The sequence below is a fragment of the Streptomyces sp. NPDC025806 genome, from assembly GCF_055558275.1.
The window spans coordinates 41,853-53,579 of sequence record NZ_JBVHMU010000011.1; the positions used below are offsets into that span (position 1 = coordinate 41,853).

An 11,727-nucleotide genomic window follows, 5' to 3' on the forward strand; every position below is an offset into this window, starting at 1 on the left:
CATGCACCGCACCCTGACCGAACACGCCCGCTGCCTCTACGGGGACGAGTACCGGCCCACGCCCGCGTGCGAGGCGGAGCACCGGGAGCACTACTTCATCGAGGAGCTGACCTTCGCGGACGCGGACGCGATCCTCGCCATGCTGGACGAGCTCAGCCCGCACGCCGTGGACGGCCGGCTACCGGTCTGGGTGCGGAACCTGGCCCACCGGCTGGTGCTGCTGCAGCGGCCCGACGAGCCGGCGCTGCTGCGCCGGGCGGCCGAGAACCTGTGGCTCCACGGGCCGGACTGGGACCACATCGCGGCGGACCTGCGGCGACGGGCCGACGCGCTGGAGGCGGGCTGACCCCGGTCAGCGGCGGAAGAGGCAGATCACGGCGATGTGCTCGCCGGCGCCGACCGTGCCCTCCACGGCGCTGAAGCGGTCGAGCTGCCAGCCGAGTGCCTCGACCGCCTCGATCTGGGGAGAGATGCCGAGCATCGGCGCGGTCACGAAGCTGTCGATGATCGGGTCGATGAATTTGTAGACGAGGACATGGGCGCCGCGCTCGATCGCCTGCCGCGCCTGCTCCTCGGCTCCGTCCCGTGTGCTCTTGTCGGAGAAGGTCATGAACACCGTCCCGACCGCCGCCGCGCGGACGGCCCGCATGCGTGCGGGCCGCCCCGCGCCGGCCACGCTTCCAGGGTGCGCCGATGCCGGCCGGAGCGCAGCTTGTGGCGTGCCGGGCCGTACGGCCGGGCCACGGCCTCAGTCGTCGGCCGCGACGAGGAGGGTGACCCGGCGGGCGGCGCGGTCGACGAGCACGAACTCGTGAAACGCGCCGTGCACGCCGCCCCAGTCGTGCAGCGCCTCGTCGCCTAGCTCGCCGAGGTGGTGCACGGTGTCGGCGGCGGCCAGGCGGTCGAACACCTCTCGGCGCAGATCCTCCTGGAGCACGGCCGGCGGATCCCACAGGGGGTCCACCCATTCCGCCAGGATCCGCGCAGCCGCCTCCCGGGGGACGGGCTCGTACACGTCGGGAGTGATCAGGCGCAGCCAGTAGGGGCCGTGCCGGAGCCCGTCCGGGTCCACCCCGCCGCCCGCGTAGTCGTCCCTGAACTGCTCGTGCGCGATCAGCGAGGCGAGCAGCACCTCGTCCGACGAGGGAAGGAAGCGGGCGGCGCAGCGGAGGTGCTTGATGTCGACCCACCGGAAGCCGTGCTCCTTCGGGTCCCGGGTGTAGTGCCGGAAGTTGAGGAAGGCGCTCGTCTCGTGCGTGAGCCCGTCGTCCATGGCGCCAGCCTAAAGGGCCGGGCCTGCGCCGATCGCGCTCAGGCCGTCTGGCCGCCGTCCACGACGAAGTCCTGGCCCGTGCAGTAGCTGCCCGCGTCGCTGGCCAGGAAGGCGACCAGCGCGGAGACCTCGGCGGGGCGGCCCGGGCGCGGGATCGGGAGGTGGGCGACGGCGCCGCCGCCGGACCGGGTCTCCTCGCTGATCATCGCGGTGTCGATCGCGCCGGGGCAGATGCAGTTGACGCGGATGCCGAGCGGGCCGAGCTCCTTGGCCGCCGACCTGGAGGCTCCGCGCAGCCCGAACTTGGAGGCGCTGTAGGCGAGACCGCCCGCGTAGCCGTTCAGGCCGGCGGTGGAGGAGATGTTGATGATGGACCCGCCGTGCTCGCTCATCAGCGGGGTCACGGCCTTGATCCCGAGGATCGGGCCGACGAGGTTGATCTGCAGGGTGGTCAGCAGTTCCTTCTCGCTCAGCTCGGCCAGCGGCACCTTGCGATAGGCCGCCGCGTTGTTGACCAGCACGTCGACGCGGCCGAACCGCTCACGAACCTCCTCCATGACCTCGCGCCACGCGTTCTCGCTGCCGACGTCGAGCGCAAGGGCGAGCGCCGCGTCGCCGATCTCGTCCGCGACGGCCCGCACGGCACCGGCCTCCAGGTCCGTGAGGACCACCTGCGCGCCGAGCCGCGCGAACAGCCGGGCGTGCTCGGCCCCCTGCCCCTGCGCGGCTCCCGTGACGACGACGATCTTGCCCGTCAGGTCGACCAGCTGCTCTGTCACAACTCCACCTTTGCGTCGGTTCGTTCGTTGCGTTCGTTCGTTGCGTTCGTTCGTTGCGTCCGGTTCGGCTCATGCCGCGAAGCCGTCGAGGAAGATCGCCATGCAGTCCCGCGCGAGGTCCTCGCTCGTGTACGCGTCCTCCGGGTGGCGCCACTTGACCGACAGCCACACCGCGTCACGGATGAAGCGGTGGAAGACCTTCGAGGGGATGTCCTCCCGGAACACCCCGGCCCGCTTGCCGTCGTCGATGGCCTCCAGCCAGCACTGCTGCGCCTCGTCGGCCAGCTTCTTGATGTGCCGGTACTCCGGCACGTCACGGAGGTTCGTCAGTTCGCTCTGGTAGAGCGTGGTGGTGTGCGGGTCGTCCGCCGCGGTGCGCAGGGAGACCTCGACGATCGCCCGCAGCCGGGCCCGCGGATCGAGACTGCGGGGAGCCTCCTCGTCGTAACGGGCCTTCAGCCCCCGCACGTAGGTGTGCAGCAGCTCCTGGACGATCGCGTCCTTGGACGGGAAGTAGTGGTACAGCGCACCGGACCGGACCCCGACCTCCGACGCGATCGCGCGCACCGTGGTCGTCGCGACGCCTTTGGCCGCGAACAGCTCCGCGGAGGCCTTCAGAATGTCCGCCCGGCGGATCTCGACAGTGGGCATCTGCGTCCTCCACTTGATTGATCGCTTGCTCAACGGAAGCTAGACGGCTCCCCGCACACAGGTCAATCGGTTCGCTCGAAATCTCTCCAAGTAGGGCTCCTACCTTGCCAGTTGCCTGGTCAGGGCACTCCCCGGCCCGGGTCCCACTGCGTGGGACACGCCGTTGACCAAGCGTTCAATCGGCACTACTACTGCTCTCCGGCGGGCCGCGACGGCCCGGGAAGGAGGGGCGGCGATGTCACTCGCGCAGCACTGGTCCCTGGCCGATCTGCACCACGTCGGCGTGGTCGTGGCGGACATCGAGAAGGCCGCCGAGGACGTCCGGCGGATCTACGGCCTGTCCGTCACGGTCTTCGACGAGACGCGGTTCGTGTGCCGGATCGGCGGGGTCGAGCACACCGGGACGCAGCGCATCGGACTCTCGGCCGGCGGCGCGCCCCACCTCGAACTCCTGCGTGAGGTCCCGGGGTCGGAGATCTGGCGCGCGGCGCCGGGCATCCACCACCTCGGCTTCGTCGTGGACGACCTGCCCGCCGCGGCCCGCGCGGCGGAGTCGGCGGGGGCGCCGGTGTGGATGGCCGGGGTGCGGGACGGGTTCAGCCCGGCAGGCGCCACGTACCACCGGGATCCGCTCGGCCAGGTCTTCGAACTCCTCGACCGGAGCCTCGCCGCACGGCTCGCCGACCGACTGGAGCGGGGGCGTCCCGCGACGCCCCCGGAGCCCTGACCCGCGGGAGCACGCATGCCGAGAACCCGCACCGCACCGAGAAATCCGTCACCAGCGAAGGAGCAACCCATGAGCCCGCGTGTGGTCTACGCCCGCAGTGTGCACGACGACGCCGAGATCGACGCCTGCCTGGAGGTGCTGCGCGGCGGCCCGTTCGGCCTGAAGATCGGCAAGAACGTGGCGGAGATGGAGGCGACCGTCGCCGAGCTGTACGGCAAGCGCCTCGGCGTGATGTGCAACTCCGGCTCCTCGGCCCTCTACCTCGCCCTGGAACTGCTCGACCTGCCCCGGGGCGCGGAGGTCGTCACCTCGCCGCTGACCTTCTCCACGGACGTCGGGCCCATCGTGCGCGGCGGCTGGATCCCCGTCTTCGTGGACGTGGAGCCGGACACGTACAACGTGGACGTGAGCAAGATCGAGGAACTGGTCACCGAGCGGACGAAGGCCATCCTCATCCCCAATCTGGCGGGCAACGCACCCGACTGGGACGCCATCCGGGACATCGCCGACCGGCACGGCCTGAAGGTCATCGAGGACTCCTGCGACTGCATCGGCACCACGCTGCGCGGGACGAGGACGGGCAGCCGCTCGGACATCACCGTCACGAGTTTCGCGATGGCGCACATCGTCACCTGCGCCGGCAACGGTGGCATGGTGTGCCTGGACGACGAGACGCTGCGCGACAAGGCGTTGATGCTGCGCCGGTGGGGACGGCGGTCCGAGCCGCATCTGTTCGGTTCCGCGCGGACCGGCCGGGTGTTCCGCGAGGACCTCGACGGGGTCGCGTACGACAACGACTTCATCTTCGACGTGCTGCCGTGGAACTTCGAACCCTCGGAGCTGGGGGCGGCGTTCGGGCTCCAGCAACTGAAGAAGCTCGACCAGAACTTCGCGCGCCGGGCGGAGATCTTCGAGGCGTTCACCAAGGCGTTCGGCGCGTACCCGACGCTGTTCTCGCTGCCGCGTCAGCTGCCCGACTGGCACACCGCGTGGCTGTGCTACCCGGTGACGGTGCGGCCCGACGCCGGCTTCGCGCGCGGCGACCTCCAGGAGTCGCTGGAGTCGGCGGGCATCGACACCCGCACCGTGTGGAGCGGCAACATCACCCGGCACCCGATGATGCGGGACGTCGAGTACCGCGTCCCCGAGGGCGGGCTGCCCGAGGCCGACGCGGTGTTCGAGCGCGGGATGTCGCTGGGCATGAGCCACGGCACGACGGACGAGGAGCTCGACCACGTCGTGACGAGCATCCACGCGTTCGCCTCGCGGTTCGCCCCCGCCGCCGATGCCGCAGCCGCTCTGCGCTGACCTGTCGCTCCCCCGCACCGGAAAGGCTCCGAGGCCAGGCCATGCCGACCCCACCCATCAGAACCGCCGTGTACGCACCGCCGATCGGACGGGACGTGGACGCCTGGCGGCGTCGGCTGCGCCTGCTCGACGAGAGCGGCCTGACCGCCGTCTCGGTGTCCGATCACTTCCAGGCGGGGGTGCAGGATCCCGTGGCCACGCTGGCCGCCCTCGCGACGAGCACGCGGCGGCTGCGCCTGATGGCGCTGGTCCTGTGCAACGACTACCGCCATCCGGTGATCACCCACCACGCGATGGCCACCGTCGACGCGCTGTCCGGCGGGCGGCTCGATCTGGGTCTGGGGGCGGGCTATCTGGCCGCCGAGTACGCGGCCGCCGGTCTGCCTTTCGACCCGCCCGGCCGGCGGGTGGACCGGCTGACGGAGTCGGTGGACGTCATCAAGGCGCTGTTCGGCGGCGGCCCGGTCCACCACAGCGGCCCGCACTACGAGGTGTCGGGTCTGACCGGTTCGCCCGCGCCGGTGCAGACGCCGCATCCGCCGCTGGTGATCGGCGGCGGCGGGAAACGGATGCTCGCCCTGGCCGGGCGGCACGCGCAGATCGCCGGGATCCATTCGAACCTCGGGCACGGCACGGCGTACGACGCGGACGTCATCGAGGACATGGTCCCGGAACGGATGGCGGCCAAGATCGGCTGGGTGCGGGAGGCCGCGGAGGGGGCCGGGCGGGACCCCGACACCCTGTCCTATCTGTCGGTCACCTGGACCTGCCGGGTCGTCGACAGCCCGCGCCAGACCCCGGGGGCGCTCGCCGAGGTGTGCCGGGCCTACGGGGTCGACCCGCAGGTCGGCCGGCGCTCGACGGGGCTGCTGGTCGGCACCGTCGAGGAGTGCGTCGAGCAGCTCCGGCAGCGGCAGCGGGATCTGGGGCTCGACTACGTGGACTTCGGCGCCGCCGATCCCGCCGCCGTGGCCCCGCTGGCCGCGGCCCTGGCGGCGCCGGACGCGGGGCTCTGAAGGCGGACAGGTCAGGCGGAGGCTATGCGCAGCACCAGGGCGGCCACGGCCAGCAGGGTGAGGACGACGACCGGCGCCACCGCGAAGTCCTTGACCCGCACGTGGGAGATCACCGCGCCGACGAAGTAGAGCACGAGGCCGACGGCGGCCGCGATGCCGAGCGGCGCGACGACCAGACCGGCGAGCAGACCGAGCGCGCCCGCCGCCTTCGCGGTGGCGAGCCGGGGCAGCCAGGAGTCGGGCACGCCCACCTTCGTCATGCCGCTCACGACCTGCGGTTGACGGGTGAAGGTCGCGAAGGCGGACCCGGCGGAGGCGAGCGCGAGCAGCGCGGCGACGATCACATAGCCGATGAACATGGGGACACTCCAACGATCTGGGGACGACAACCGTTGAAGAGTATCAATGATTTATGTCGATCCATAATGAGCCCACTGTTACGGTGGACGGCATGGCAGCAGCGCACCCGAACGACCGCCTCGGATTCCTCCTCTCCTTCCGCGGAGAGCTCACCGGTGCGCGCATCCGCGCCGCCGTGGCCGTCGCCGGGCTGCACCCGCGCAACGCGATGACCCTGATGCACCTCGCGCCGGGGGCCACGAGCCAGCGCGAGCTGGCCGTCACGATGGAGGTCGACCCCAGCCAACTGGTCGCGATCCTGAACGAGTTGGAGTCCTCGGGGCTGTGCGAGCGGCGCCGCGACCCGGCCGACCGGCGGCGTCACATCGTGGAGATCACCCCGGCCGGCCAGGAGGCCCTGGAGCGGATCGACGCGGCGGTGAGCGTGGCCGAGCGCGAGCTGTTCGGCGATCTCACCGAGGCCGAGCAGACCCTGCTGCGGGGCCTGCTCGACCGCGTCGTGGTAGATCCCGCCACGCACGAGTGCGGCGAGTAGCGGGCATGACGGCGGCGGGGGCGCTCAGTCCCCGAAGGTGACGACGGCACGCCCCTGGAGGGCGCCGTCGCGCAGCGCCTCGTACGCCGCCTCGACCTGGGCGAACGGGTACAGGTCGACGTTGTTGCGGATGCGGCCGGACTCGGCGAGCCGCAGCACCTCCTGGACGTCGGCGATGCCGCTGCCCTGGAAGGTGAACACCTCGCCGTCCCGCGGCAGTCCGCCGTACCAGGGCGCCTGGAGGCGGCCCGACGCGGCGCCGACCAGCCCGAAGACACCTGCGGGGCGGACGGCCGCGACACCGGCCGTGACGGTGGCGTCGACCCCCACGAAGTCCAGGACGGCGTCGGCTCCGTGACCGTCCGTCAGGGACCGGATCTCGGCGGCGGTCTCCTCGGTGGTGCCGACGAGCGTGTCGTGCGCGCCCAGTTCCGTGGCCAGCTTCAGGCGGGCCTCGTCGGTGTCGACGGCCACCACCCGGGCGCCGGTGAGCAGGCGCAGGAACTGGACCGCGAACGCGCCGAGTCCGCCCGCGCCGATGACCACGGCGGTGCCGCCCGGCCGGATCCGGGGCACCGCGCGCCGCACCGCGTGGTACGAGGTGGCGCCGGCGTCGGTGAGCGGGCCCGCGGTGCGCGGGTCGAGGCCGCCCAGGGGCAGCAGGGCACGCGGGTCGTCGACGAGCACGTACTCGGCGAGGCCGCCGTCGCGCCCGAAGCCGCGCCCCGCGGGGGCGTTCGGGCAGCTGGCGTCCAGGCCGCGCACACAGTAGGTGCAGGTGCCGCAGGACGCGGGGGAAACCAGGGCGACCGGGTCACCGGGGGCGAACCCCGTGACACCGGGGCCGAGTTCGGCGATGCGGCCGGCGGTCTCGTGCCCGAGTGTGAACGGCATGGACCAGCCCAGGACGCGGCCGATCTCGGCGGGTATGCCGAGCATCGTGAAGTCCGAGTGGCACAGGCCGCAGCCGGCGACCTCGACCAGCGCCTGTCCGGGCCCGGGCACGGGAACGGGCACCTCGACGACCTCGGCGGGATGCTCCCACTCCGGGATGCGAAAGGCGCGCATGGTGGTACGGCTCACGGCGGTCACCGTCCTTGTTCGTCGCCGCCTGCGACGGCCCGCGTCTGCGGCGGCATGCTCGCGGCGAACGTAGTGGTGGACGGTCGAGGGGTACAGAGTGCCGCGTGCGGCGGGATCAGGTGCCGGACAGGTCCTGGCGCACGATCGTCACCGGGCAGGAGGCGTGCTGCGTCACCTGCTGGCTCACCGAACCGAGCAGGGCCCGGCGGAACGCTCCGCGGCCGTGGCTGCCCACCACGAGGAGGTCCGCGCCCTCCGACGCCTCGACCAGCACCTCGGCCGGGTGGCCGTGCACCACGCGCTCGTGCAGGGGCGGGCCCGCGTCGGCGGCACCGGCCTCACGGCCCAGTACCGTCCTGACCTCCTCGACCAGGCGCCGCTCCGCCTCCTCCTGGTCGAACTCGCCGTCCGCCGCCGGGGCCGACCACGACGCCTCACCGGGGATCTCCCACGCGCTGACCACGTCGACCCGCCCTCCGACGAGCCCCGCGTACCGCACGGCCCAGCGCAGTGCGGCCTGGGAGGAGGGCGAGCCGTCCACGCCGACCACGATCCGTGCTGTCCGCTGTTGCGTGTCCATGGCCGCGTCCCTTCTGGATGCCTCCTTCCAGCCTGTGCGAGAAACGAGCGCACTGCCATACGAAAGCCGCGTACAGGCCCAGGGGGGACAATGGAGATCTCGTTCCCGAGACGGGAGGAATCGTGACCACCATCTCTGTGCCCCGCTCCGTCGTGACCTCGCTGGTCGAGGACGCCGTCACGGCCCCGTCGATGCACAACGCGCAGCCGTGGAGATTCGTGCACCGGGAGGGCTCCGGCACCGTGGAGCTGCACGGTGACCCGGCGCGCGAGCTGCCCCGGGAGGATCCGGACCACCGAGCTCTGCACCTCGGGTGCGGGGCCGCGCTGTTCGGGCTGCGGGTGGCCGCCGCGGAGCGGGAGCTGCGGGCCGTGGTGGAGCTGCTGCCGGATCCCGGCGACCCCTGGCACCTCGCCGACGTCCGGTTCGAGGAGGCCGGCTCCGGTCCCGAGGAGTCGGCCGCGCTGTACCCGGCGCTGCGCGAGCGGCACACGAGCCGGTTCCCGTTCACGGAGGAGCCGGTGGCGCCGGAGATCCTGGACGGTCTGGGCGCGGCGGCTCTCCTGGAGGGCTGCAAGCTCGTGGTGCCGGGCGAGTGGCACACGGAGACGGTCATGGGGCTCATCCGCGCGTCGGAGCTGTTCGAGGCGGCGGACGAGTCGATGCGGGCCGAGCTCGCGGCGTGGACGCGCACCGGGGCGGCGGACGAGGGACTGTCGGACGAGGGGATCCCCGCCTACGCGCTCGGCCCGCGCCAGTACGACGTCACCTCACCCGTACGGGACTTCGACACCGCGCGCCAGGTCGCCGGACGCACGGCGGAACCCTTCGAGAAGCATCCGCAGATCGCCCTGCTCGGCACGGTCGAGGACGGACCGGTGGACTGGCTGCGGGCCGGTCAGGCACTCCAGCGCGTGCTGCTCCAGGCGACCCTGGACGGCCTCTCCACCTCCCTGATGTCGCAGCCCATGGAGTGGCCCGAACTGCGCACCCTGGCCCGCGACCCCTCCTCCACGACCGGACACGTCCACATCGTGCTCCGCCTCGGCTACGGTCCCCGCGGCCGCGCCACCCCGCGCCGTCCGGTCACGGAGGTGCTGACCTTCGAGAAGTGAGGTCGGGGGTCGGCCTGTCTCTGGACCCGTGCGGTCCGCAGGTCCACCCTGAACCCTGAAGGGCACGCTCGCTCCGCCTGTCCGTCCGCTGCCTCAGGGGGCCCGGAACGCACACCGACCTGTTCACCGCCGTCCTCGCCTTCGCCGGTGTCGCGCTGCTGATCAATGTGGCGCCCGGGCCCGATTCGCTGCTCGTCGTGCGGGCGTCCGTCGCCGGGGGTCGGCGGGTCGGGGGAGCCGCCGCCGCGGGAGTGCTCGTCGGCTGCGTGGGGTGGGGAGTGGCCACCGCCGTGGGCCTGACCGCTCTGCTCACCGCCTCCCGGGCGGCGTACGACGCGCTGCGGGTGTGCGGCGCCCTGTATCTCGTGTTCCTCGGGGTCTCGGCGCTACGACGTGCGGGCGCGCCGTCACCGGAGCCGGACGGGGAGGGCGGTGGAGGCGGGGGACGGGCCGTGGCCTTCCGGCGCGGAGTGGCGACCAATCTCCTGAACCCCAAGGCCGGGGTGTTCTACATGAGCCTGATCCCGCAGTTCGTGCCGCCGGGCGCGGGACTGTTCGGCACGACGCTGCTCCTGACGGCCGTCGACGTGGTCGAACTCGCGGTCTGGTACGGGATTCTGGCCCGGGCCTCCTCCGCGCTCGGCGAGCGGATCCACCGGCCCGCGTTCCGGCGCCGCCTGGAACAGGTCACCGGCGTCGCCTTCCTCGGCTTCGCCGCCGGCCTGCTGTTCGGCCGCTCCGCACCCTCGCGGCTGTGAGCCCTCGCGATCAGGCCCTCCCCCTGTTCGGCGCAGGCGCGCCGGAGTTCACCCCAAGGAACCACACCGGCGGCCTTGACCTGCACCGGTTTACCGGCCTGCGGGCGGTGACCGGCGTCGGAGCGGGCCACCGGGACTGCGGGCGGGCTGGACGGCGGGTTGGGTCGTGGGCGGCGGTCCCGACGACGGCGCACGACGTGCCGCGACCGCTCCCCCGCTGGATCCGTTGGAGGAATCCCTGATGCGTTCGCTGAAGATAGCCACCGGCACCGCGCTCGCCTGCTCCGCCCTGCTGCTCGCCGCACCGACGGCCGCGCACGCCGCCGGCGCGGGCTCACCGGCCGACTGTGAGGCGGCCAAGTCGCAGGCGGTCGAGGCCCAGGCCGACTACGAAGCGATGAAGAAGCAGTACGACGGCGGCGACCACGTCAACGTCACCAAGGAGCAGCTCGCCGCGGGTGAGCAGAACGCGAACTCCACGGCCTCCGAGGCCCAGCGCCTGTGCGGCGACTCTGTGGCGAACCCGTCGGCGTCCCCGTCGACGTCCGCCTCGCCCACGTCTCCGGCGACCTCGACGCCCGTGCCGAAGCACACCGCTCCCGCGACGCCGGTGCCGACCGCGCCGATGAAGGACAAGCCGAGCGGTGCCATGCACACCGGCTCCGGCTCGACGAGCACCGATCCGGCGGGCGTCCCCGCGCTGGCCGCGACCGGCGGCCTGGCCCTCGCCGCCGCCGCCGGCTTCGCCCTGCGCCGCCGCGGCAACCGCCAGAACTGACGCCCCCCGCGCGACGTCCCGGCGCCCCCGTACCGCGAACGAGCCGTACGGCGGCGCCGGGCCCGTCCCGCGCCCTGCCGCTCCCGCCGGCTCCCTTCCGCCCCGCTCACCCCGTTCGCCCAGGAGACAGCCCGTGCCCGATGCCCACCGCTCCCCCGGGAAACGGCTGCGCCGGGCCGGCGAAGGGCTGGTCCTGAGTCTCGTCGCGGCGGGCGCGTTCGCGTTCACGGTGGCGGACGCGCGGACCGGGCCGCCGCAGCCGGGGGCCGTGGCCGGGGCGGTGGTGCGCGGGCGGGCGGTCGCGCCGATGCCCGCCGCCCGGCCGCTTCGCGTCGTGATCCCGGAGCTGCGCGTGGACGCGCCGCTGACGAAGCTGCGGCTCCAGGACGACGGCCGGCTCGCCGCGCCGCCGGAGGACGACGACAACCTCGCGGGCTGGTGGGCCGACGGCCCGGTCCCGGGCACCCGCGGCACGGCGATCGTGGCCGGTCACGTGGACATCCCGGACGGCCCCGCCGTGTTCTACGGGCTCGGCGCGCTGAAGCCCGGCACGACGGTCGACATCACGCGGGCCGACCACCGCACCGCCCGCTTCACCGTCGACTCCGTGGACGTGTACGCGTCCGACGACTTCCCCGACCGGAAGGTGTACGGCGACACCGGCCGCCCCGAACTCCGCCTGATCACCTGCGGTGGCGGCTACGACGAGGAGCGCGGACGGTACAAGGGCAACGTCGTCGTCACCGCCCATCTCTCCTCCTGAG

General features: G+C 72.8%; 16 protein-coding genes. 9 read left to right on the top strand and 7 right to left on the bottom strand.

The genetic code is table 11. The annotated features are described in order from the left end of the window. The first annotated feature begins 1 nt into the window (after nucleotide 1). Nucleotides 2-346, top strand: coding sequence for a hypothetical protein (locus ACZ4E1_RS24685; RefSeq protein ID WP_467542626.1), 345 nt, complete (start codon nucleotides 2-4; stop codon nucleotides 344-346). A gap of 6 nt (nucleotides 347-352) precedes the next feature. On the opposite strand, the gene ACZ4E1_RS24690 is transcribed toward ACZ4E1_RS24685, so the two are convergent. From ACZ4E1_RS24690 to ACZ4E1_RS24705, 4 genes are all read right to left on the bottom strand, one after another. After that, complete coding sequence (locus ACZ4E1_RS24690) at nucleotides 353-676, bottom strand: hypothetical protein (RefSeq protein ID WP_467542628.1); 324 nt, start codon at nucleotides 674-676, stop codon at nucleotides 353-355. A 72-nt stretch (nucleotides 677-748) separates the two neighbouring features. Beyond that, nucleotides 749-1,273 (bottom strand): hypothetical protein, encoded by a 525-nt coding sequence (locus ACZ4E1_RS24695; protein WP_467542630.1) that lies wholly within the window; start codon nucleotides 1,271-1,273, stop codon nucleotides 749-751. 38 nt (nucleotides 1,274-1,311) lie between these two features. Next, the gene (locus tag ACZ4E1_RS24700) at nucleotides 1,312-2,052 is read right to left on the bottom strand and encodes an SDR family NAD(P)-dependent oxidoreductase (RefSeq protein WP_467542631.1); all 741 of its coding nucleotides are present in this window, start codon (nucleotides 2,050-2,052) and stop codon (nucleotides 1,312-1,314) included. A gap of 69 nt (nucleotides 2,053-2,121) precedes the next feature. Beyond that, nucleotides 2,122-2,703 carry a TetR/AcrR family transcriptional regulator gene (locus tag ACZ4E1_RS24705; protein WP_467542633.1) on the bottom strand — a complete coding sequence of 194 codons (582 nt, stop codon included), beginning with the start codon at nucleotides 2,701-2,703 and terminating at the stop codon, nucleotides 2,122-2,124. A 235-nt stretch (nucleotides 2,704-2,938) separates the two neighbouring features. Here ACZ4E1_RS24705 and ACZ4E1_RS24710 point away from each other — a divergent pair, with 235 nt between their 5' ends. The 3 genes from ACZ4E1_RS24710 to ACZ4E1_RS24720 all read left to right on the top strand — a co-directional run bounded on the left by ACZ4E1_RS24710 (nucleotide 2,939) and on the right by ACZ4E1_RS24720 (nucleotide 5,754). Beyond that, a complete protein-coding gene (locus tag ACZ4E1_RS24710) occupies nucleotides 2,939-3,430 on the top strand; it encodes a VOC family protein (protein WP_467542636.1) in 492 nt (163 codons plus the stop codon). 69 nt (nucleotides 3,431-3,499) lie between these two features. Further along, entirely contained in the window at nucleotides 3,500-4,738 is a 1,239-nt protein-coding gene (locus ACZ4E1_RS24715) for a DegT/DnrJ/EryC1/StrS family aminotransferase (protein ID WP_467542639.1), read from the top strand. 41 nt (nucleotides 4,739-4,779) lie between these two features. Further along, on the top strand, nucleotides 4,780-5,754 hold the full coding sequence (locus tag ACZ4E1_RS24720; RefSeq protein ID WP_467542640.1) for a TIGR03621 family F420-dependent LLM class oxidoreductase: 975 nt from the start codon (nucleotides 4,780-4,782) through the stop codon (nucleotides 5,752-5,754). Nucleotides 5,755-5,765: 11 nt separating this feature from the next. Here ACZ4E1_RS24720 and ACZ4E1_RS24725 read toward each other — a convergent pair whose 3' ends face one another. Further along, nucleotides 5,766-6,113, bottom strand: a complete 348-nt coding sequence (locus ACZ4E1_RS24725) for a DoxX family protein (RefSeq protein WP_467542642.1) — start codon at nucleotides 6,111-6,113, stop codon at nucleotides 5,766-5,768. A 92-nt stretch (nucleotides 6,114-6,205) separates the two neighbouring features. On the opposite strand from ACZ4E1_RS24725, the gene ACZ4E1_RS24730 reads away from it, so the two are divergent. Beyond that, a complete protein-coding gene (locus tag ACZ4E1_RS24730) occupies nucleotides 6,206-6,649 on the top strand; it encodes a MarR family winged helix-turn-helix transcriptional regulator (RefSeq protein WP_467542644.1) in 444 nt (147 codons plus the stop codon). A gap of 24 nt (nucleotides 6,650-6,673) precedes the next feature. On the opposite strand, the gene ACZ4E1_RS24735 is transcribed toward ACZ4E1_RS24730, so the two are convergent. Together ACZ4E1_RS24735 and ACZ4E1_RS24740 are read right to left on the bottom strand one after the other, a co-directional pair. Next, a complete protein-coding gene (locus ACZ4E1_RS24735) occupies nucleotides 6,674-7,732 on the bottom strand; it encodes an alcohol dehydrogenase catalytic domain-containing protein (RefSeq protein WP_467542646.1) in 1,059 nt (352 codons plus the stop codon). A 115-nt stretch (nucleotides 7,733-7,847) separates the two neighbouring features. Next, complete coding sequence (locus ACZ4E1_RS24740) at nucleotides 7,848-8,312, bottom strand: universal stress protein (RefSeq protein ID WP_467542648.1); 465 nt, start codon at nucleotides 8,310-8,312, stop codon at nucleotides 7,848-7,850. A 122-nt stretch (nucleotides 8,313-8,434) separates the two neighbouring features. On the opposite strand from ACZ4E1_RS24740, the gene ACZ4E1_RS24745 reads away from it, so the two are divergent. The 4 genes from ACZ4E1_RS24745 to ACZ4E1_RS24760 all read left to right on the top strand — a co-directional run bounded on the left by ACZ4E1_RS24745 (nucleotide 8,435) and on the right by ACZ4E1_RS24760 (nucleotide 11,726). Then, nucleotides 8,435-9,427 carry an Acg family FMN-binding oxidoreductase gene (locus ACZ4E1_RS24745; RefSeq protein WP_467542651.1) on the top strand — a complete coding sequence of 331 codons (993 nt, stop codon included), beginning with the start codon at nucleotides 8,435-8,437 and terminating at the stop codon, nucleotides 9,425-9,427. Between the two features lie 167 nt (nucleotides 9,428-9,594). Next, nucleotides 9,595-10,185, top strand: coding sequence for a LysE family translocator (locus tag ACZ4E1_RS24750; RefSeq protein WP_467542653.1), 591 nt, complete (start codon nucleotides 9,595-9,597; stop codon nucleotides 10,183-10,185). 241 nt (nucleotides 10,186-10,426) lie between these two features. Further along, the gene (locus ACZ4E1_RS24755) at nucleotides 10,427-10,963 is read left to right on the top strand and encodes a hypothetical protein (RefSeq protein ID WP_467542656.1); all 537 of its coding nucleotides are present in this window, start codon (nucleotides 10,427-10,429) and stop codon (nucleotides 10,961-10,963) included. Between the two features lie 133 nt (nucleotides 10,964-11,096). Further along, the gene (locus ACZ4E1_RS24760; protein ID WP_467542658.1) at nucleotides 11,097-11,726 is read left to right on the top strand and encodes a class F sortase; all 630 of its coding nucleotides are present in this window, start codon (nucleotides 11,097-11,099) and stop codon (nucleotides 11,724-11,726) included. Nucleotide 11,727: the final 1 nt, after the last annotated feature.

Bases quoted from the DNA above. Each gene is read 5' to 3' on its own strand.
- ACZ4E1_RS24685 (WP_467542626.1), top strand. From the start codon at position 2: ATGCACCGCACCCTGACCGAACACGCCCGCTGCCTCTACGGGGACGAG.
- ACZ4E1_RS24695 (WP_467542630.1), bottom strand. From the start codon at position 1,273: ATGGACGACGGGCTCACGCACGAGACGAGCGCCTTCCTCAACTTCCGG.
- ACZ4E1_RS24705 (WP_467542633.1), bottom strand. From the start codon at position 2,703: ATGCCCACTGTCGAGATCCGCCGGGCGGACATTCTGAAGGCCTCCGCG.
- ACZ4E1_RS24710 (WP_467542636.1), top strand. From the start codon at position 2,939: ATGTCACTCGCGCAGCACTGGTCCCTGGCCGATCTGCACCACGTCGGC.
- ACZ4E1_RS24715 (WP_467542639.1), top strand. From the start codon at position 3,500: ATGAGCCCGCGTGTGGTCTACGCCCGCAGTGTGCACGACGACGCCGAG.
- ACZ4E1_RS24720 (WP_467542640.1), top strand. From the start codon at position 4,780: ATGCCGACCCCACCCATCAGAACCGCCGTGTACGCACCGCCGATCGGA.
- ACZ4E1_RS24725 (WP_467542642.1), bottom strand. From the start codon at position 6,113: ATGTTCATCGGCTATGTGATCGTCGCCGCGCTGCTCGCGCTCGCCTCC.
- ACZ4E1_RS24730 (WP_467542644.1), top strand. From the start codon at position 6,206: ATGGCAGCAGCGCACCCGAACGACCGCCTCGGATTCCTCCTCTCCTTC.
- ACZ4E1_RS24740 (WP_467542648.1), bottom strand. From the start codon at position 8,312: ATGGACACGCAACAGCGGACAGCACGGATCGTGGTCGGCGTGGACGGC.
- ACZ4E1_RS24755 (WP_467542656.1), top strand. From the start codon at position 10,427: ATGCGTTCGCTGAAGATAGCCACCGGCACCGCGCTCGCCTGCTCCGCC.